Origin of the sequence: uncultured Salinicola sp. (assembly GCF_937921195.1) — a bacterium.
In the GTDB taxonomy this organism is placed as follows: domain Bacteria; phylum Pseudomonadota; class Gammaproteobacteria; order Pseudomonadales; family Halomonadaceae; genus Salinicola.
Genome location: NZ_CALFQK010000014.1, coordinates 1 through 19,852 on the forward strand (window position 1 = coordinate 1; position 19,852 = coordinate 19,852).

The 19,852-nt window shown below is 64.5% G+C and carries 19 protein-coding genes; 7 read left to right on the top strand and 12 right to left on the bottom strand.

All coding sequences use genetic code 11. The features are described 5' to 3' along the window. Positions 1-212 precede the first annotated feature (212 nt). Both Q0602_RS01075 and Q0602_RS01080 read right to left on the bottom strand, forming a co-directional pair. Positions 213-1,763, bottom strand: coding sequence for a DHA2 family efflux MFS transporter permease subunit (locus tag Q0602_RS01075; RefSeq protein ID WP_298837640.1), 1,551 nt, complete (start codon positions 1,761-1,763; stop codon positions 213-215). Positions 1,764-1,785: 22 nt separating this feature from the next. Beyond that, positions 1,786-2,877, bottom strand: coding sequence for an HlyD family secretion protein (locus tag Q0602_RS01080; protein WP_298837643.1), 1,092 nt, complete (start codon positions 2,875-2,877; stop codon positions 1,786-1,788). Positions 2,878-3,001: 124 nt separating this feature from the next. On the opposite strand from Q0602_RS01080, the gene Q0602_RS01085 reads away from it, so the two are divergent. Then, positions 3,002-3,658, top strand: a complete 657-nt coding sequence (locus Q0602_RS01085) for a TetR/AcrR family transcriptional regulator (RefSeq protein WP_298837646.1) — start codon at positions 3,002-3,004, stop codon at positions 3,656-3,658. On the opposite strand, the gene Q0602_RS01090 is transcribed toward Q0602_RS01085, so the two are convergent. From Q0602_RS01090 to Q0602_RS01100, 3 genes are read right to left on the bottom strand one after another with little or no spacing between them, the layout of a single operon-like run. Then, positions 3,641-5,875, bottom strand: a complete 2,235-nt coding sequence (locus Q0602_RS01090; protein ID WP_298837650.1) for a xanthine dehydrogenase family protein molybdopterin-binding subunit — start codon at positions 5,873-5,875, stop codon at positions 3,641-3,643. The genes Q0602_RS01085 and Q0602_RS01090 overlap by 18 nt on opposite strands. Next, positions 5,872-6,885 (bottom strand): xanthine dehydrogenase family protein subunit M, encoded by a 1,014-nt coding sequence (locus Q0602_RS01095; protein WP_298837653.1) that lies wholly within the window; start codon positions 6,883-6,885, stop codon positions 5,872-5,874. Before Q0602_RS01095 ends, Q0602_RS01090 begins: the two co-directional genes overlap by 4 nt. Beyond that, entirely contained in the window at positions 6,882-7,421 is a 540-nt protein-coding gene (locus Q0602_RS01100) for a (2Fe-2S)-binding protein (RefSeq protein WP_295039877.1), read from the bottom strand. The genes Q0602_RS01095 and Q0602_RS01100 overlap by 4 nt, the downstream gene beginning before the upstream one ends. A 368-nt stretch (positions 7,422-7,789) precedes the next feature. On the opposite strand from Q0602_RS01100, the gene Q0602_RS01105 reads away from it, so the two are divergent. Together Q0602_RS01105 and Q0602_RS01110 are read left to right on the top strand one after the other, a co-directional pair. Beyond that, positions 7,790-9,508: a Na+/H+ antiporter gene (locus tag Q0602_RS01105; protein WP_298837657.1), complete on the top strand. Its 1,719-nt coding sequence runs from the start codon at positions 7,790-7,792 to the stop codon at positions 9,506-9,508. Positions 9,509-9,587: 79 nt separating this feature from the next. Further along, positions 9,588-10,103, top strand: a complete 516-nt coding sequence (locus Q0602_RS01110) for a DUF302 domain-containing protein (protein WP_298837662.1) — start codon at positions 9,588-9,590, stop codon at positions 10,101-10,103. 81 nt (positions 10,104-10,184) lie between these two features. Here the strand turns inward: Q0602_RS01110 and Q0602_RS01115 are convergent, their stop codons facing one another. From Q0602_RS01115 to Q0602_RS01135, 5 genes are read right to left on the bottom strand one after another with little or no spacing between them, the layout of a single operon-like run. Then, a complete protein-coding gene (locus Q0602_RS01115) occupies positions 10,185-10,928 on the bottom strand; it encodes an SDR family NAD(P)-dependent oxidoreductase (protein ID WP_298837665.1) in 744 nt (247 codons plus the stop codon). 45 nt (positions 10,929-10,973) lie between these two features. Continuing rightward, a complete protein-coding gene (locus tag Q0602_RS01120; protein WP_149434188.1) occupies positions 10,974-11,393 on the bottom strand; it encodes a PPC domain-containing DNA-binding protein in 420 nt (139 codons plus the stop codon). Position 11,394: 1 nt separating this feature from the next. Continuing rightward, positions 11,395-11,940 (bottom strand): PPC domain-containing DNA-binding protein, encoded by a 546-nt coding sequence (locus Q0602_RS01125; RefSeq protein ID WP_298837669.1) that lies wholly within the window; start codon positions 11,938-11,940, stop codon positions 11,395-11,397. Beyond that, positions 11,937-13,550 (bottom strand): acyl-CoA synthetase, encoded by a 1,614-nt coding sequence (locus Q0602_RS01130; RefSeq protein WP_298837673.1) that lies wholly within the window; start codon positions 13,548-13,550, stop codon positions 11,937-11,939. Before Q0602_RS01130 ends, Q0602_RS01125 begins: the two co-directional genes overlap by 4 nt. Then, the gene (locus tag Q0602_RS01135; protein WP_298837676.1) at positions 13,547-14,716 is read right to left on the bottom strand and encodes an acetyl-CoA acetyltransferase; all 1,170 of its coding nucleotides are present in this window, start codon (positions 14,714-14,716) and stop codon (positions 13,547-13,549) included. Before Q0602_RS01135 ends, Q0602_RS01130 begins: the two co-directional genes overlap by 4 nt. Positions 14,717-14,856: 140 nt before the next feature. Here Q0602_RS01135 and Q0602_RS01140 point away from each other — a divergent pair, with 140 nt between their 5' ends. After that, positions 14,857-15,642: an IclR family transcriptional regulator gene (locus tag Q0602_RS01140; protein WP_295040449.1), complete on the top strand. Its 786-nt coding sequence runs from the start codon at positions 14,857-14,859 to the stop codon at positions 15,640-15,642. Between the two features lie 15 nt (positions 15,643-15,657). Here the strand turns inward: Q0602_RS01140 and Q0602_RS01145 are convergent, their stop codons facing one another. Together Q0602_RS01145 and Q0602_RS01150 are read right to left on the bottom strand one after the other, a co-directional pair. Next, the gene (locus Q0602_RS01145; protein WP_149434183.1) at positions 15,658-16,461 is read right to left on the bottom strand and encodes an SDR family NAD(P)-dependent oxidoreductase; all 804 of its coding nucleotides are present in this window, start codon (positions 16,459-16,461) and stop codon (positions 15,658-15,660) included. A gap of 69 nt (positions 16,462-16,530) precedes the next feature. After that, entirely contained in the window at positions 16,531-17,541 is a 1,011-nt protein-coding gene (locus tag Q0602_RS01150; RefSeq protein WP_298837687.1) for a DctP family TRAP transporter solute-binding subunit, read from the bottom strand. Between the two features lie 340 nt (positions 17,542-17,881). Here Q0602_RS01150 and Q0602_RS01155 point away from each other — a divergent pair, with 340 nt between their 5' ends. The 3 genes from Q0602_RS01155 to Q0602_RS01165 all read left to right on the top strand — a co-directional run. Continuing rightward, positions 17,882-18,883: a DctP family TRAP transporter solute-binding subunit gene (locus Q0602_RS01155; RefSeq protein ID WP_149434181.1), complete on the top strand. Its 1,002-nt coding sequence runs from the start codon at positions 17,882-17,884 to the stop codon at positions 18,881-18,883. 33 nt (positions 18,884-18,916) lie between these two features. Next, complete coding sequence (locus tag Q0602_RS01160; RefSeq protein WP_149434180.1) at positions 18,917-19,393, top strand: TRAP transporter small permease; 477 nt, start codon at positions 18,917-18,919, stop codon at positions 19,391-19,393. Then, a partial coding sequence (locus Q0602_RS01165; RefSeq protein ID WP_298837694.1) for a TRAP transporter large permease subunit occupies positions 19,387-19,852 on the top strand: 466 nt, incomplete at its 3' end. The genes Q0602_RS01160 and Q0602_RS01165, both read left to right, overlap by 7 nt.

Below are 19,852 nucleotides of genomic sequence, written 5' to 3' on the forward strand. Positions count from 1 at the left end.
GAAGACGGAAGACGGAAGACGGAAGACGGAAGACGGAAGACGGAAGACGGAAGACGGAAGACCAAACCATCACCATAAAACAAAGCAACCGGTTTTCGTCTTTGATCTGGCTTTTTCTTCCGACTTTCCTCTTCCAGGCACGAAGTGCCGCTCTTCCAGCTTTTCGCTTACAGCTCCGAGCGAAGCTCAGGTGCGGCTCCGGCGCAGCCGGCTCAATGCTCGATCTTCTTGAGCAGGAACACCAGCGGCACGCACAGCAGGTAGATGCAGCCCAGCCACAGGAAGATGTCGTTGTAGGCGAGCACCTGGGCCTGGATGCCGAAGCGCTGACCGAGCAGAGCCACCGCGCTGTGGTAAGGATCGGCGACATGGCCGATCAGCATCGCCTGGTAGTTTTCGATCTGCTGCTGAACCACAACTCGCCCCTCGTTGAGCGCAGGGATCAGCTGGTTCCAGTGATAGTCCTCGCGCCAGTCGCGCACGGTGTCGAGCATCGCCAGGCCCACCGCGCCGCCGAGGTTGCGCATCACGCTGAAGAGTCCGGCGGCGTTGCCCAGCTCCTGCGGCGGCAGCGTGCCCAGCGCGATCCGCGAAGCCGGGATGATGCACAGGATCATGCCAACGCCGCGCACGATCTGCGGCCAGAAGAACTCCCAGAAGCCCGACTCGCTGGTCAGGTTGTTGTTCATCGCCGTCCCGATGCCGATCAGCGTCAGGCCGAAGAACAGCAGTACCCGCAGGTCCACCGAGTTGGTCAGACGCCCCACGATCGGGGCGGTGAAGAACATCGCCACGCCGGTGACGAACATCACCTCGCCGATCTGCAGGCTCGAGTACCCTCTGACCCCGCCCAGGAACAGCGGCATCAGGTAGACCAGGCCGTACATCGCGATCCCCACCACGAACACGAGTCCCGTGCCGATCGAGAAATTGAGATTGCGGAAGGCGTGGAGATCCACGATCGGCGAATGGTAGGTGAAAACCCGCCAGAAGAAGCCGATGCAGGAAGCGACGCAGAGCAGCGTCATCCACACGATCAGCTCGCTGGCGAACCAGTCGTCACCGGGCCCCTCCTCGAGCACGAACTCGAGGCTGCCGAGAAACAGCGCGATCAGGATCAGGCCGCGAAAGTCGAGCCGCTTGGCCACGCTCGCATCGCCTTCGTCGATATCGAGGAAGCGCCACGCCGCCAGCGTGACCAGGATTCCCGGCACCACGTTGGCCAGGAACAGCCAGTGCCAGCTGAACAGTTCGGTGACATAGCCCCCCACGGTGGGCCCGATCGACGGCGCCATGGTCACTACCATGCCGATCACACCCTGGACGGCCCCCATGGCGCGACGCGGGAACAGCGAGAAGCTGATTGCCTGGGTGATCGGGATCATCGCGCCCCCCATGAAGCCCTGGATGGCGCGCAGCACGATCAGCTGTTCGATACTGTTGGCCAGCGCACAGCCGAGGCTGGCCAAAGTGAAACCGGCACAGGAGATGACGAAAGCCACCCGCGTCGACAGCCAGCGCATCAGCACGCCGGAGAGCGGGATCATGATGATCTCGGCGACCAGGTAGGAGGTCTGGATCCAGGATATCTCGTCGCTCGAGGCCGAGACGCCGGCCTGGATCTCGTTCAGCGAGCTGGCGACGATCTGGATGTCCAGGATCGCCATGAACATGCCGAACACCGCCGCGATGAAACCGAAGCGGTAGTGCCAGGACGGCATCTCCTGGGGGCCGGCGCCGCCTGGTGCCGCCACTTCACTCATGCCATGCACTCACGTGGCAGCGTCACGACTGCGGCCCGTCGTCCAGGTCGGGGCCGGGATCGAAGTAGATCGCCTGGCCATCGACCTCGCGGGTATCCACCGAAGGCACCACCGAGAGACCGGACTGCAGCCGCCAAAGCTGGTCCTTGGGCCCGGTGACCCGGATCTTGACCGGCACGCGCTGGACGATCTTGTTGAAGTTGCCGGTGGCGTTGTCCTGGGGCAGCAGGCTGAACTGGGTGCCGGTGGCCGGCGCCACGCTGTCGACCTTGCCGGTGAAGTCGATATCCGGGTAGGCATCCACCGCCAGTGTCACCGGCTGGCCCACGCGCATGCGCTCGATCTCGGTCTCCTTGTAGTTGGCGACCACGTAGGCGCTGGAGACCGGGACCAGTTGCATCAGGGTGAGCGACGGCTGGGCGAGATCGCCGGGCTCGACGGTCAGATTGCCGATGACGCCGTCGCGCCGGGCGACGATATGCGTCTTGGCGAGCTGGCTCTGGTTGTATTCGATGTCCGCTTCGGCGGCGTCCCGGTTGGCCTTGGCGCTGTCGATGGAGGCCTGGTCGGCCGACAGCCGCCGTTTGGCCGACTCGACGCTCGCCTGGCGCGCCGCCAGCGTCGCCTGGGCGACCCGCAGCGACGCCTGATCGTCCTGCAACTGCTGGCGCGAGGCGTAGTTGTTCGCCGCCAGCGACTGCGAGCGTTCGAGATGCTGGCGCGCCTGGGCGACGTCGGACTGGGCTGCGGTCACCTGGGCCTGGGCTTCGTCGATACTGGCCCGATCGAGCTCGACCTGACGCTGCGCCTGGGTCACGTTGGCCGAGCTGACGGCCAGTTGCGCCTGGGCCTGGGCCAACTGGCTGCGAGTATCCCGATCGTCGAGCTGAACCAGCAGGTCGCCCTGCTTCACCCGCTGGTTGTCGTCCACCGCCACTTCGGTCACGCGCGCGCTGATCTCCGCACGCACCGCGACGCTATCGGTGTGCACGTAGGCGTTGTCGGTCTCGATGAAGAAGCGTCCGGTCTGCCACCAGTGCCACGCGAAGACGAGCGCCACCGCCAGCGCGACCAGTATCACGACTGCCGTGTAGAGTTTCTTTTTGATCTTCATGCCGAGCCTATTTTCCTGCCAGAAGTGCGCGCCCATTCAATGTGTAGTGTAGACTACACTATCTTATTGAAAACGCCACCGCGTCGTATCGAAAAATCCGGCGTTGCCGACACGAGAGAAAGCCATGTCGCCGTCACTTCCCAAAGATTCCCCCCCGACGACCGAGCGGGGCCGTCAGCGTCGGGACGCACTGCTCGACGCGGCACAGCAACTGTTTCTCGAGCGCGGCTACGGGCAGGTCAGCGTCAACGACATCGTCGGTCGCGCCGGCGGCTCGCTCTCCACTCTCTATCGCCACTTCGGCAACAAGGAAGGCCTGTTCCAGGCCATGATCGAACGCCGTTCCCATCATATCTACGGCACGCTGACCGACGACGGTGTCGACGAACTGACCATCGAGGCGGCGCTGCAGCGTCTCGGCATCGAGCTGCTGGTCAAGGTCATGGACGAGGAAACCCTGGGCATCTACCGCGAAGTGGTAGCCGAGAGCCCCCGCCAGTCGCAACTGGCCCGGCTGTTCTTCGATGGCGGCCCCGGTCGTGTCCGGCTCGCCCTGGCGGACTACTTCGAGCGCCAGGTGCAGAGGCAACTGATGCCGGCGTGCGATACCGTCGAACTCGCCGGCGCCTTTCTCGGCATGTTGCTGGGCGAGTGGCATCTCATTCGCGTACTGCAACTGGAGTCGCCGCCCTCCCGGGCGGCGATCGAGGATCGGGTGACACGCTGTGTCGACCTTTTCCTGCATGGCGTCCAGGGCCGCCCCTCACGACGAGGCCAGTAGCGCCTCGATGGTGATCGGCAAGTCACGATGGCGCTTGCCGGTGGCGTGGTAGAGCGCGTTGGAGATCGCCGGCGCAACGCCGGTCAACCCGATCTCGCCAACGCCACGACCGCCGAACTCGTTGTGCTTGAAGTCCGGGTAGTCGAGCAGCTCGACGTCGATCTCCGGCGCATCGGCGTGCGTCGGGACGATGTAGTCGGCCACGTTGGCGTTGATGAGACGCGCATCCCGCGGGTCGTAGTCGAGCTTCTCGAGCAGGCCCATGCCGACCCCCATGACGATGCCGCCCTCGACCTGGTTGCGCGCCGTCGGCGGGTTGATCGCCCGGCCGATGTCGATCGAGGAGACCACCCGCGCCACGCGCACTCGAGAGATTTCCGGATCGATACGGACCTCGACGAAGTGGGCGCCGAAGGAGCGGAAAGCGTACTCGCTGCGCTCGCTGCCGGGGGCGGCGCTGCCCTGACCGTTGACGCTCGAAAGCTTGCTGGTCCCGAGGATCTCCTCGAAGCTCACGCGGCGCTTGCCGTCGGTGAGTCCACCCGCTTGTGCGGAGAGCGAATCGGCGTCGCTGCCTTCGAATGCCCCGCCGCTGCCGACTGCCACTTCCTTGAGCGCATCCAGCGCGTCGCGCGCCGCCGCCGCCACGGCGGGCAGCACCGTCGCCGTCGCCATGGAGCCACCGGAGAGCGGCCCCGCCGGCAGGCTGGTCTCGCCCAGCTTGACCTCGATTCGCGAGAGCTCGGCGCCGGTGAGTTCGGCGACGGCCTGGGCGACGATGGTGTAGGTACCGGTACCGATGTCCTGGGTGCCGCAGGCGGCGAACAGCGAGCCGTCGGCGCGCAGCTCGACCCGCGCCTCGCAGGGCTGACGCCCGGCGGACCAGGTGCAGGAGGCCATGCCGTAGCCGATGATCTCGTCACCGTCGCGCATCGAGCCGATGGCCGGGTTGCGCTGCTCCCAGCCGAAGCGCCTGGCGGCGCTGGTCAGGCACTCGTCGAGATGCTTGCTCGACCACGGTAGACCGCTCGCCGGGTCCTGCTCGGCGTTGTTCTTCAACCGCAGCTCCACCGGATCCATCCCCAGCTCCACCGCCAGCTCGTCCATGGCGGTCTCCAGCGCGAAGATGCCCGAGACCTCGCCCGGTGCTCGCATCGGGCACGGCGTGCCGTGATTCACCTCGAGCACGCGCTGGCTGGTCGAGACGTTGTCGCAGGCGTAGAAGCTCGGCGTGGCGCTGCCGCAGGTATCGACGTACTGGTGCACCAGCGAGGTCTCGGTGGTGCTGTCGTGGATCACCGAGGTGAGCTTGCCGCTGCGATCGGCACCCAGGCGGATGCGCTGACGCGAGGCGGGCCGATTGCCACCGCCGGTCATGTCCTGCTGGCGCGGCAGCACGACCTTCACCGGGCGGCCGGTCATCCGCGCCGCCACGGCGGTGGCGACCGAGTGGGGCCACATGAACAGCTTGTTGCCGAATCCGGAGCCGATGTAGTGGGAGATCACCTCGAGGTTCTCCTGGGCGAGCCCGAAGACCCGCGCCATGGCGTTGCGCTGGAAGAAGACGCCCTGGGTCGATTCGTGCACCACCAGGCGCTTGCCCGCGTCGCGCCACTCGGCGAGGGTGGCGTGCATCTCCATCTGCAGGTGGCTTTCGGCGGCGATGTGGTAGGTCGAGTCGACCTTGACCTCGGCGCCGCCGAATGCCGCTTCCGGGTCGCCCCGGGAGCTGCCGGCACTCTCCTGCAGCGTGCCCTCGGCATCGGTCTGCAGCAGCCCGACGACGGCGCCGCGCTCTTCCCGATAACGGGCAACCACGCGCTGGGCCGCGGCCCGCGCCTGCTCGAAGGTCTCGGCGACGACCAGTGCCACGTACTGGCCGTGGTAGTAGATGCGCTCATCCTCGAACGGCAGGCGCACCTCGTTGACCATGTCGCCATGGGCCATGGAGTTGGGCGAGCGGTGCAGCGCCTCGAAGTGGCCATGGTGGAAGATGTCCACCACGCCCGGCATCGCGCGGGCGGCGTCGAGATCGAGGGATTCGAGCACGCCGTTGGCGATGGTGGCCGGCACCGGGTAGCCGTAGAGCATGCCGTCGACGTGGAGTTCGCCGGTGTAGCCGGCGCGGCCGGTGAGCTTGAATTCGCCGTCGATGCGCGGGGTGCGCTGGCCGACGACGCGGGGCTTGTCGAAGTCGGGTTGGGTCATGTCGTTCATGCCTGGCTCTCCTGTGTCTCGCTCGCCGGCGTCTCGCCACGGGCCGCGTTGCGCAGCGCGCGCACGATCGCCTGACGCGCCAGGGGAATCTTGTAGCCGTTGTGCTCACGCGCCTGGGCATCCTTCAGGGCGATGTCGGCGGCGCGCTCGAAGCTCGCCTTGTCGGCGCTCTGGCCGACCAGCGCCGCCTCGGCATCGCTGCAGCGCCACGGTTTGGTAGCGACCCCGCCGAGCGCGAGGCGCGCTTCCCGAATCGTGTCGCCGTCGAGCACCACCTGGGCGGCGCAGGAGGCAAGCGCGAACTCGTAGGAAGCGCGGTCACGCAGCTTCAGGTAGTGCGAACGGGCGTTTTCCAGCGGTGCGTCCAGGGTGATCGCGGTGATCAGTTCACCATTTGCCAGATCATGCTCGATGTGCGGCGTGTCGCCCGGCAGGCGGTGGAAGTCGGCGAAGTCGACCTCCCGTTCACCGTCGGGCCCCTGCAGCGTCAACGTTGCGCCGATGGCGGCGATACCGACGCACATGTCCGACGGATGCACGGCGATACAGGCGTCGCTGCCGCCGAGCACGGCATGCATGCGGTTGATGCCGTCCATGGCGTCGCAGCCGCTGCCCGGCTCGCGCCGATTGCACCTGGCCGCCGGGTCGCGATAGTAGGGGCAGCGGGTGCGCTGCATCACGTTGCCGGCGGTGGTCGCCATGTTGCGCAGCTGGGTCGAGGCCCCCGCCAGCAGCGCTTCGGAGAGCACCGGATAGTGCGACTTGACCTCGGGATGGTGGGCCAGGTCGGTATTGGTGACCAGCGCCCCGATCCTGAGCCGGCCGTCGTCGAGCCGCTCGACCCGCTTGAGCGGCAGCGCGTTGATGTCGACCACGTTTTCCGGCTTCAGTACGTCGAGCTTGATCAGGTCCAGCAGCGTGGTGCCACCGGCGACGAAGGCCGCGTCGGGCATCGTTCTATGAGCGGCATGATCGACGCTATCGGCGCGGGAGTAGGCGAAGGTTCTCATGCCGCTCCCTCCTTGCGCGCGGCATCGTGGCCCAACTGCGCGCGAGATTTCTGGATCGCTTCGACGATGTTCTTGTAGGCCCCGCAGCGGCAGATATTGCCGCTCATCGCCTCTTTCACGGAGGCGTCGTCGGTGCCGATGCGCTCGTCCGCGAGCAAGGCGGTGGCGGACATCATCTGCCCCGGCGTGCAGTAACCGCACTGGTAGGCGTCGCACTCGAGGAAATTCTGCTGCACGGGATGGAGTTCGCCGTCGCGGGCGAGCCCTTCCACCGTGGTCACCTGCTGGCCTTCACACATCACGGCGAGGCGCAGACACGAGTTCATCGCCTGGCCATCGACATGCACGGTGCAGGCGCCGCACTGGCCGTGATCGCAGCCCTTCTTGGTGCCGCCGAGCCCGAGCTGCTCGCGCAGCACATCGAGCAGTACCGCATTGGGCGCGACCTCGATCGTGCGGGGCTCGCCATTGAGCGTGAAATCGAGCCTGACGGTCTCGTCGGAGGGGTGGGGGGAATGCGCGGAATCGTCCATCATGCCGGCTCCTCATCTGAATTTGGAGAGCCGCGGGTGTCAGGCGCGTCACTGCGCCTCGCCGCGGCTCGTCGTCTCGAGCGATGATGCCGCGCAACGAAGCGATGACCTGGGAGACAGGATCACGGGAGCGCGTACATCGTCGATGATCGCCGGCTGCGTCGCGAGCCAGCGGGACAAGCGTTTCGTCACGGAGTGATCGGGCAGCCGGCGTTGTCAGGACCCCAGGGCCGCCCATCGACAACAGCATAGACAGCTCATCCCGATCCCGCCCAATGCATCGCCAGAAAATTTTGTCGCACGGCGCCCTAAAGCATTCGACTTCCGCTAAGCTCTTCGGCTGACGAATTTCTACCGGTCGATCGGGGTCGATGAATACGCTATTTCTGGTTCTGATTCTGCTGCTGGTTGCCTCGGCGACCGGGGTCGTTACCCGGTTCGTTCCCGCCCTCCCGACACCGCTGGTACAGATATTTCTCGGCGCCCTGCTGGCATGGCCGGCGTCGGGCCTGCACGTCGAGCTCGAGCCGGAGATATTCCTGCTGCTGTTCATCGCGCCACTGCTGTTTTCCGATGCCCGGCGCTTCCCCCAGCGCGAGTTCATGATCCTGCGCGGGCCGATCCTGGCCCTGGCGCTGGGGCTGGTGCTGTTCACGGTGGTCGGGGTCGGCTACTTCATCCATCTCCTGTTCCCGGCGCTGCCGCTGGCGATCTGCTTTGCCCTGGCGGCGATCCTCTCCCCCACCGATGCGGTGGCGGTATCGTCGATCTCCGGCCGCCTGCCGGTGCCGCCGCGCTTGATGCGAATCCTCGAGGGGGAGTCGTTGATGAACGACGCCTCCGGCCTGGTGGCGTTCAAGTTCGCCGTCGCGGCGGCGCTGACCGGCACCTTCTCGCTGACCGACGCGGCCGGGAGCTTCCTGCTGATCTCGATCGGCGGCCTGGTGGTGGGCGGGCTGCTGGCCTTCGGCTTCAATGTCCTGCGCACGCGGCTGATCGAACGCCATCTGGGCGAGGCCACCACGGTCCAGGTCATCCTGCTGGTGCTGCTGCTCCCCTTCGCCGCCTACCTGCTGGCCGAACATCTCGGCATGTCCGGCATCCTCTCCGCCGTGGCCGCGGGCATGGTGATGAATCGTGCCGACATCAAGCGCGTCGGCCAGCTCCACACCCGCATGCAGACCCAGGCGGTGTGGGAGATGCTCGAATTCGTCCTCAACGCGCTGGTCTTTTTGCTGCTGGGGTTCCAGCTGCCGGCGATCATCAGCGGGGCGCTGGACCATTCGCTGCACGATATCGGCGACTACGAATTCCTGCGCCTGCTGGGCTACGTGGCGGCGATCTCGATCGCCCTGCTCGCCTCGCGCTTCATCTGGATCTGGCTCGCCAGCGCCATCGGGCGGGGGCTGTCGAGAGTGATGGGCTTCATCAAGCGTCAGCCGCGCCTCCCCCCGCCGGCAAGCACCGGGCAGATTCCGGTGAAGCTGATGCTGGCGGCGACGCTGGCCGGTATCCGCGGCACGATCACCCTGGCGGCGGCGCTGTCACTGCCGCACCTGATGAACGACGGCACCGACTTCCCGGCGCGGGAGTTGATGATCTTCCTGGCGACCGGCGTGATCCTGTTCACGCTGATCACCGGCAGCATCGGCTTGCCGCTGGTACTGCGAAACCTCAAACTCCCCAACGACACCCATGAATTCGAGGAGGAGCGCAAGGCGCGCATCGCCGGTGCCGAGGCCGCCATCTACCGCATCGAACGCTACCATCACGATCGCACCGGCGAGTTCGCCCGCAACAAGACCAACGACGAGACGATCATGGCGTTCAACGACATCAGCTCCCAGTTGATGAGCTACTACCGGGAGCGTCTGAACCTGCACTCCGCCGACACCGCCACGCCGCAGCTCGCCACCTCCCGCCAGTTGGAGCGCGACACCCGCCTGGAGGCGCTGCGCGCCGAGCGGCGCCAGTACTACAAGCTGCGCCAGCGCGACCGTATCAACGACAATGTTCTGCGCAAGCTGGTCCGCGAGGTCGATCTGGCCGAAGCGGCGCTGACCGGGGACCAGGGTGTGGCGCATCACTGATCGACACGCTGAACACGCATGCTCGAGCGACATTCTCGAGCGACACCACCGAACGACATCCTCGACCCGGAGACGACACATGCCCCGACCGTTCTTCCGCCAACTGCGCCTCGCGCTGATCACCGCCGGCCTGCTGGGTTTCACCGCCGGCGTATCGGCGCAGTCGACACCGCCGGCCGAATCCGCACAGGAGACGACGCCATCCGTTCCCGGCATGATCGTCGCCAGGAGCGACGCCGGCGTGCACGAAACCGCCATCCGCTTCGCCGAACAGGCGCGCACCAGCGGCATGACCGTATTCGCCCGGGTCGATCACCGCCAGGGCGCGATGTCTCGCAGCATGGCGCTGCTGCCCAACGAAGTGATCATCTTCGGCGATCCCAAGGGTGGCACGCCGCTGATGCAGTGCGCTCCGACCGCCGGGATCGACCTGCCAATGAAGGCGCTGGTCTGGCAGGATGCGGATGGCCAGACCTGGCTCGGCTACAACGACCCGGCGTGGATCGCCCAGCGCCACGGCGTCGCCGACTGCCCCGCCGTCGAACCGCTCCAGCAGGCGATGCGGAAGCTGGTCGAGGCGACGCTGCAGGAGTGATGTCGTGATGAAGGGCCGTCACCCCATGTCCAGGAAAGGAGAGCCGGCGGCGGTGCTGGAACCGGCCCGGCTTCGGTACAGCTAGGCTCTTAACCCCGCGGTGACGAACCCGCCATCGACGGCCAGGACCTGCCCAGTGACGTAGGAAGCCTCGTCGGAGAGCAGGAACGCCACCGCATTGGCGACTTCATCGGGCTGGCCGTATCGATTCAGGGAGACGCGCTGATGCCACTGGTCGCGCACTTCGTCGGTATGGATGGCGCGCGCCAGCGGGGTGTCTATCGGCCCGGGGGCCACGGAGTTGACGCGGATCCCCCGCGAGCCCAATTCGCACGCCATCACGCGGGTCAGCGCATCCTGCCCGGCCTTGGAGGCGCCATAGGCGCTGCGCCCCTTGTTGCCGCAGAGGCCCGAGACCGACGAAATATTGACGATGCTCCCGGCGAGCCCTCGCGTCGTCCAGTAGCGGGCCAGCTCGCGCGATACCACGAAGGATCCGACCACGTTGACGTCGAGTATCCTGCGGAACTCCTCGACGCCCGTTTCGATGGTCGACTTGTCGATGCCGATACCGGCGCAATTGACGACGCCGACCAGTCGGTAGCGCTCGGACAAGGCCGCGATGGCCGCTTCGATGGCCGCCTCGTCGGTGACGTCGCACGCGACGCCATCGCACGATGGTGCGTCCAGCCCGGCGCAGGCTTCCGCCAGGCCGGCTTCGGAGCGATCGATGAGGCATACCGCCAATCCCCGCGTCTTCAACGTTCTTGCCACGGCCAAACCGATACCGGAGGCCCCTCCGGTCACCACCACTGCGTCTTGCATAGCGCCATCCTCGTGAGCTTTCGATTCGCGACCCGCCCCTGACACTCAAGCCGGCTCTTCACCGTCGGGTATCCACTCCTCCAGCGTCACCTCGAAGGTCATGCAGACGGGATTCCAGCCGGCCAGGAAGGGCCCGCCGTAGACGTTGCCGTCGGTGTCCGCGACGATACCCGCCAGCGAGGCGACGGGAACGCCGTCGGCTCCGGAGCGGACCTCACCGGCGATACTGACCACCTCCACCGCCGGACCGGATATCTGCTGATAGCCACCATCGCGCGTGCCCAGGCTGGCGTCGACCAGACTCCCCAGTCCGCCTCGCACGAAGGCGTTCCGGAACCCCTCGGCCAGGCACATCTTCTCGACGCCCTGGACGAGGTCCTCGTTCGGCGCAATGCGGGCGTAGGCCACGCGCCCCATCCGCCCCGATTCTGTGATCACGACTCGCGTCGTCTCCGTAGTCGACATGTCACGACTCCTTGAACGGCTTCAACAAGGGAATGTTGGTCTCGTCGTCGAACGCCTGGCGCAGCTCGAACCCTTCGAGCGCCGTGAGCAGCACGGAAATCGGCGTGGCGCCGATGATCGATGCCTGAGGCACGATATGGCCGCCCTTGACGCTGCCGTCCTCGACGCGAACGGAAGCGTGGCAATGGACCAGGGGCCGCCCTTCCATGTCCTTGCCCAGGGTGGCATTGCCGAACACCATGAACGACGCCCCCGCGTCGATGGGGCTGGAGTAGGCGATGACGGCCTTGCCGCTCGGGTCGGGAGGCGCGACGCAGTACTCGAGATGATCGAAGTGGCCACCCAGGATGGTGGTCGATGCGCTGGTGACGCCGATGGCCTGCAACGGCCGGACCAGCGCGTCGTAGAGCGAGCGCCCAGGCTGGAGCAGCAGCCGGATATGACGGCCGCTTTGATAGTGCATGCTCTGGATCCGCACCGGACTGAAGCGACCGACATGGCGCAGCATGCGGGGCCGGTGATAACCGGACTGCAGCGTGGGGCTCATGAGCGTGCCTCCCGATCCTCGATGGCTTGCCGGATGATCTTCTTGGTGATCTTGCCGTAGTTGGATTTCGGCAACGCCTCGAAGAGGTGATAACGGCGCGGCACCTTGTAGCTCGAGACTCGCTCCTTGACCCAAGCCTGCAGCGCTTCCACGTCCAGTTGGCTACCCTCGGACGGCACCACCGCCGCGACGCCGACCTCCCCCCACTGCTCGTCCGGCATCCCGACGATCGCCACTTCCCGAATCCCGGGATGGGTCAGCATCTTCTCCTCGATCTCCCGCGGATAGATGTTGGAGCCCCCCGAAATGAACATGTCGGAAGCGCGCCCGGTGATATAGAGAAATCCCTCTTCATCGAGATGCCCCAGGTCGCCGGTACGGAACCAGCCATGGCGGAACGACTTCGCATTGGCTTCCGGATTGGCGTAGTAGCCGGCGAAGACACCGAGGCCACAGACACAGATCTCCCCCGTTTCATGGGGTGGCAGTTCACGCCCTTCGTCATCCTGCACGGAAACCTGCATGGCGGTTCTGTCGTAGCCGCAGGTGCCGATCTTGAAGCCGCCGTCATCGGCGCTATGGAGGCTCGGTGGCAGCACGGTGATGTTTCCAGTGACCTCGCCCAGGCCGTAATACTGCACCAGCACCTTGCCGAGCCGCTCGAGCGCCCGTTTCTGATCGGCGCGATACATCGGCGCGCCGGCATAGATGACGTAGCGCAGCGATGAATGGTCGTAGCGCTCGCAGGCGGGATCCTCGACCAGCATCTTGACGATGGTCGGCACGGTGAACAGGTTGGTGATGCGATGCGTCTCGATCAGACGCCAGATCTCGTCGCCATCGAAGCCACTGGCCGTGGGCAACACGGTCTTGACCCCACGCGCCAGTTGGGTGAGGTAGTGTATTCCCGAGCCGTGGGACAGCGGTGCCACGACCAGACTGGCATCGGTCGCCTGATCCGTGCCGGGCATGAGATCGCAGAGGTGATTGGTGGTGATGAACCCCATCTGGCCATGCGTCAGCACCGCCGCCTTAGATTTTCCCGTCGTGCCCGAGGTGAAGAAGAACCAGCAGGGGTCATCGTGCTCCACGTCGGCGTTGGCGCACGCCTGACCCTCGTACTCGCGCAGGAAGTCGTCGTATGCGGCATCGCCGAACGTCCCCTCCCCAATTCTTACGGTAAAGGTGAGACCCGGGCCGATGTCGCGAATGGCCTCGTAGTGGCGCTCGAATTCCGCCCCGATGACAAGGATCCTGGCTTCGGTCAATTCGGCAAGCCACTGGGCCTCGCCGGGGGAGATCCGAAAGTTCGCCGGTGCCCACACCGCCCCCAGCCGAAACGCCGCCAGTTGGGTCTCCACCATCTCGAAACCGTTACGGCTATGGACCAGCAATCGATCTCCTTTGCCCAGGCCCCGTGCTTTCAGCGCCAGCGCCAGCGCGCTGACGCGCCGATCCAGCTCGCGCCATGACAGAGAGGCTTCGCCCATCGCCAAGGCCGGCGCATCGGGATATCGCCGCATCGCCTGGCTCAGGAAGTTGGCGAGGTTCATCACTCGCTTGCTGACCGGCACGATGCCGCCTGCCGGCTGTCGTACCGCCCCGCTCATCGGCTGCGCTCCATGACGCTGACGTAGTTCGCCACGGCGGCTCCGCCCATGTTGAACACGCCGGCCAGATTGGCACCGGGGATTTGCATGTCGCCGGCCTCACCCATCAGCTGCATGCAGGCCATCACGTGCATCGAGACGCCGGTAGCCCCCACGGGATGGCCCTTGGCCTTGAGCCCGCCGGAAGGGTTGACCGGCAGCCGGCCATCCTTGTAAGTCCAGCCCTCGCGAATGGCACGATGGCCTTCACCGGGAGCCGTCAGCCCCATGGCTTCGTACTCGATCAATTCGGCGATCGTGAAACAGTCATGGGTTTCCACGACATCGAGGTCATCGAGGGTAATCCGGGCACTCTCCAATGCCGCGCGCCAGGCGCCGGCCGCACCGGTAAACGCCAGGGGATCACGGCGACTCAAGGCCATGATGTCGTTTTTCTGAACCCGGGAACGGAAAGCGATGGCCCGCTCCAGCGTCAGCGCCGTCTCCTCGTCGGCGAGCAGGATCGCCGCGGCACCGTCGGAGACCAGCGAACAATCGGTACGGCGCAACGGATCGGCCACGATGGGATTGTTGTCGCTGACGGTATGGCAGAACTCGAACCCCAGATCCTTGCGCACATGGGCGAAAGGATTGGCAACGCCGTTGCGGTGGTTCTTGGCAGCGATGAGCGCCAGTTCCTCGCGCCGGTCGCCGTAGCGACGAAAATACTCATCCGCGATGCTCGCGAAGACACCAGGAAAGCCGCCTGCGGTCATCTCTTCCTTGCGATAGCTGGCACCCAGCAGGACGTCGCCGACCTCCGAGGTCGGCAGTGACGTCATTTTCTCCGCCCCTACCACCAGGGCGATTCTGCCACGGCCGGATTCGATGAAATCCAGCCCCGCATGCAGGGCGGCGGAGCCGGTGGCGCAAGCGTTCTCGAGCCGTGTCGCCGGCGTGTGCATGAGCTCGTCGTCCGCCATCGCCACCAGGGCGGCCTGGAAATCCTGTTTGGAGAATCCGTTGTTCATGACCCCCAGGTAGATGGCGTCGACATCGGCTGCCGGCACGCCTCCATGCTGCAGAACGTCCTTCACGACCTGGCCGATCATCGCTTCCGTGTCCGGCTCGGTACGTTTCCCGAAGGGAAGATGCGACCAACCGACTATCCGCGCTCGAGTTGACATGTTTTCTCCTGATTCCATAAAATGGAATAAACAAATCGGCTTTATTTCAAGTTATTCGCCGACTATCAGGCCTTCAACATAAAAATCGATGATATCGACCAAATAATTAGGCCACATTATGGAACACGAGGACCAACGTGATGAGTTCAGGCCATATTCAGGGGGCTCAGTCCACCTATCGCACCATGCAAGTGCTTCGCGCCATCGCCGGACAACTGGGCAAAGGGGTATCGCTCGCCTACATCACCCAGCAGACGACACTCTCCAAACCCACCGTACATCGCCTGCTTCAAGCGCTCATGGCCGAAGGCATGGTCGAGAGAAGCGACGAGGAGGGGTACTTTCTCGGCCCGGAGTGCTATGCACTGGGCGTGATCGCCAACCAGCGCTATGGACTGAGCCAGATCGCCTCGACGCCGGTGGCACGAATCGCCGCCGACACTGGAGACAGCGCCTTCTTTTCGCTGCGCAGCGAATGGCATTCGATCTGCCTGATCCGCGAGGACGGCAGCTATCCGATCAAGACGCATGTGCTGCAACCGGGCACGCGGCTACCACTCGGGGTCGGCGGCGGCGGCATCGCCATGCTCGCCGCCATGGACGACGACGAGATCGAGCAGTGCCTGGAGGCCAACGCGGAGGAGTGCGCTGCGCGCTTCCCCAACGATCAGCGCGAGGATCATCGCCCCCGCATTGCCGAGTGCCGCGCACTGGGTTACGGCATCAACCGCGGCTCGGTGGTTTCCGGCTCGTGGGGAATCGGTGCCGCGGTGCGTGATTGTCACGGCCGGGTGCTGGGCTCTCTCTCGGTTGCCGCCATCGAGAGCCGCATGCAACCGGATCGCCAGCGCGAGCTGGGCCCGCGCCTGGTAAAGGAAGCCCAGGCCCTCGAGGCGAAGATCCGAAAAGCCCAGATGACCAGGTGAGCCGGACTGTCCGGCTCATCCGACGGCGGCGCGCAGCGAGAACCCTCCGTCGACATTCAGGCTGACGCCGGTGACATATCGTGCCATGTCGGAGGCGAGAAACAGCGAGGCGTTGGCAACGTCCCAGGCATCCCCCATGAACCCCATGGGACATTGGCGATTGCGCTTCTCGATCATCGCCTCGGCATCACCACCGTAGGCCGCCGTCAATGGCGCATGGATCATTGGCGTGTTCATGAGCCCAGGCAGTATGCAGTTGGCGCGGATGCCGTCGGCAGCATACTGAGCCGCCAGATTCTCGGTGAAGGCGACGATCGCCGCCTTGGAGGTGGTGTAGGCCGAGTAGGCGAAACCGATCCAGCGCAGCGCGGCAATCGAGGAGATATTCACGATGCTTCCCGCGCCTTGCCGGCGCATGATCGGCAGTACGTGCTTGCAGATCAGAAAAACGCTGGTCTGATTGATTCGCAAGACACGCTCCCACTCCTCCTCCGACGTCTCCTCGGGACCTCCCGTGATGGCAATGCCCACGTTGTTGTGCAGCACATCGATACCCCCCAGATGCCCCATCGCGGCCTCGACCATTGCAATGATGTCATCGGTTCGGCTCACGTCTGCCGCTACCGTTTCGCAGAATCCCCCTTCGGCCTGAATCAAGGCCTGGGTTGCGCGCGCCGCCTCCAGGTCGCGATCCACGGCGATCACGCGAGCACCTTCACGGGCGTAGGCCACAGCCGCTGCCTTGCCATTCCCCCAGCCCTCACCACAGGAGCCGGCCCCCACAACCATAACGCGCCTGTCATTCAGCAACGCCTTCATGTTCGCCTCCTCGCAACTGTTGTGCACCGGCCGATGGACATGACGGCCGGCTCGATGCCCGATGCCGAGTCATTCAGCGTCACGCACCCCAGCTATGGTTTGCTCGAAACTTTCGACCAGCTCAGGGCCAACCTTCCGGGACCAGGAATCGAACGTCTGGCGCGTGGCCTGCTGAAAAGCCGCCAGCTCGGCATCCTCCAGCCGCGTGACCTTCATGCCATGCTCGACAAGGATGTCGTATCCGGACTCGGTCTGTTCGCGAGTGAGTGATTTCTGATACGCCATCGCCTCCTCGGCGGCCTGGCGCATAGTCGTCTGCATATCGGGACTCCAGGACTCCCATTTCGCCCGACTGACGGCAAGGAAGGCGGGATCGTATGAGTAGTGCCAGTCGGTCAGGTAAGTCTGAACCTCGTAAATCCGCTGTGGCACGATGATGGCGCCGACAGGATTCTCCTGCCCATCGACCACACCCTGCTGCAGCGCCGAGAAGGTTTCGGTCCACTGGATCTGCTGCGGGTTGGCACCCAGCTCATCCATGACGTCGATGAACATCGGACCGGCAACGCGAACCTTCATGCCGCGCAGATCGTCGGGCGAGGATACCGGCTTGACGCTGTTGGTCAGCTCGCGGAAACCGCTCTCCCCCCAGCCGAGCACGACCAGACCATGCTCTGCCATGATCTGCTCCATCCGACGAGCCGGCTCGCCCTCGAGCGTGGCATCGACCTCGTCGTAGTTGCGATACAGGTAAGGCAGGGAGAAGACCGCCATTTCCGGTATCAACGGCGACACCGATATAGCGGTCGAGAGCACGAAGTCGATGTCCCCACGCCCCACCATTTCCGCCTGGCGCAATTGATCGCCGCCAGACAGCACCGCATTGCCGAATACACGAACCTGCATGTCACCGTTGGTCGCCTCATCGACTAGCTGCGCAAAACGCTCGGCGCCCATATTGCGGCTGGTGGAGTCACTGGTTTCACTGGACAGCCTGAGCGTTTCGGCACTGACTGCTGCCGACGCCACGAGAGTGGCGCAACCCAACGCAACGATCCAAGCCTGTCTGAATACTGGCATAACGATCTCCTGATCCTTCGAAAGTGGGTGCCGAGTCATGACCGACTCCCGGAGCATCGTGAACCCACACCCACCTCAGCAATACGACATATTAACTACATTCCATTTTATGGAACAAAGAAAGCCCACGTCGTAGCGCCATGCAATGCCGAAACGTCGATAACAACGCCCCTGTCCATCGGGGAAACAAGCGTGTCATGACGCCGAATGAAGTGAAAAACTGGAAATAACTGGACGCTATTTACAACCATCGTCCAATTTCGCAGACAGGTGGCGTCAGTCACTCTTCGCTCAACAAGAAATAAAATTCCACTTTGCGGAACATTAAAGGCGAACGACGATGAAGCTCTCGATAATCCCGACGGCAGTCGCACTGTGCTTGGCGCTATCATCCAACTTGGCTCAGGCGGAGACCTATCGCCTGACGCACAACACTTCCGATGCCACGTCCTGGCAAAAAGGCGCAGAGAAATTCAACGAGCTGCTGGCACAGGCTTCCGATGGCGACATCGGCGTGCGCATCTTCCCCAATGCCGTGCTCTCCGGCGGCGACCAGATGAAGCAGTCGGAGATGGTGGGGCGTGGGGACATCGATTTCGTCATCACCTCGGCCATCAATGTCACCCCGCTGATTCCGGAGATGGCGGTGTTCTCGCTCCCCTATCTGTTCACCGACTACGAACAGGTGGATCGCGCCATCCAGGGCGAGCCGGGCGATGCCGTGAAGGATATCGCCCGGGATAAAGGTATCGAGATTCTCGCCTGGGGCGAGAACGGTTTCCGCGAGCTGACCAACAGCGTCAAGCCGGTATCCTCGCCCGACGATCTGCGCGGCATGAAGATCCGCGTCGCCGGACCGATGTATATCGATGTGTTCGACGCGCTGGGCGCCAACCCGCAACAGATCCAGTGGACCGAAACCTTTTCGGCGCTCCAGCAGGGCGTGGTCGATGGGCAGGAGAACCCGGTGGGATCGATCATCGTGCCGCAGCGCCTCTACGAGGTGCAGGACTACCTCACCGAGTGGCACTACTCCTACGACCCGATCTTCGTCGGCGTCAGCGAACGACTCTGGAACAGCTGGGACGCCGACACGCAGTCCCTGGTACGAGACGCCGCCCAGCAGGCGATGGCCTACCAGCGAAACCTGGCCCGCGAGCAGACGAGCACCGGGGTGGACACACTGAAGCAGAACGGCATGGAGATCACCACGCTGGATGAAGATCAGCTTCAGGCCTTCCGGGATGCTACCAGCGACGTCTACGACCAGTGGGCAGCGCGCGTGGGTGAGGATCTGGTGCAGACCTTCGAGCAGTCGGTCGGCGAAGCGGACAGCCAGTAGCCGGGTGTCCAGGCAGAACGAGGGTGGAACATCATGCGATCAGTCTGGCGCCATCTCGAGGAAGTCATCTGCGGCTGCGTGTTTCTCTGCATGACGCTACTGGGCTTCATCAATGTCGCGGTACGTAATCTCACCAACTACTCGCTGGCATCGACCCAGGAGCTGATCATCAACGGCATGGTGCTGCTGACGGTCTTCGGCGCGGCGATCGCCGCGAAGAAAGGACAGCACCTCGCGGTCACGGTGTTCTACGACCTCGTTCCCGCTTCCTTTAAGCGGGCTCTGGTCGTCCTGTCGACGCTGTTGATCATTGCGACCCTGGCGCTATGCACGCTGTTCACGGTGACGCTGCTGAGCCACCAATTCACCAGCGGCGTCGTTTCCAGCGCGCTGCAGATACCGCAGTGGTACTACACGCTGATCGTGCCGCTGGGGTTCCTCATGCTGATGATCCGCCAGCTCGAGCTGGCCATCGCCGAATTCCGACGGCCGGGAGACGCCTCATGCTAGACCTCTCAGCCGGTACGCAGATGATCATCCTGTTCTTCGTGCTGGTCCTCATTCGTGTCCCGGTGGCATTCAGCCTGGCGCTCTCCGCGATGGCCGCCATGTACGTGATGGGCTTCGGCCTCGACATGGTCGGTGACCTGATCGTCTCCGGCATCGCCAAGTACTCGCTGCTGGCCATTCCGTTCTTCATCCTCGCCGGCAACATCATGGGTATCACCGGCATTGCCGAGAAGATGATCAACTTCTTCCGCACACTGGTGGGCGGTCTTCCGGGTGGGATGGGGCTGGTCGGCACCGTCGTCTGCCTGTTCTGGGGAGCGGTCAGCGGCTCAGGGCCGGCGTCGGTGGCGGCGATCGGGCCGCTGATCATTCGCGGCATGGTCGCCGACGGCTACTCCCGCGCCTTCGCGGCGGGCCTGGTCTGCACGGGCGCCGCCCTGTCCCTGATCATTCCGCCCT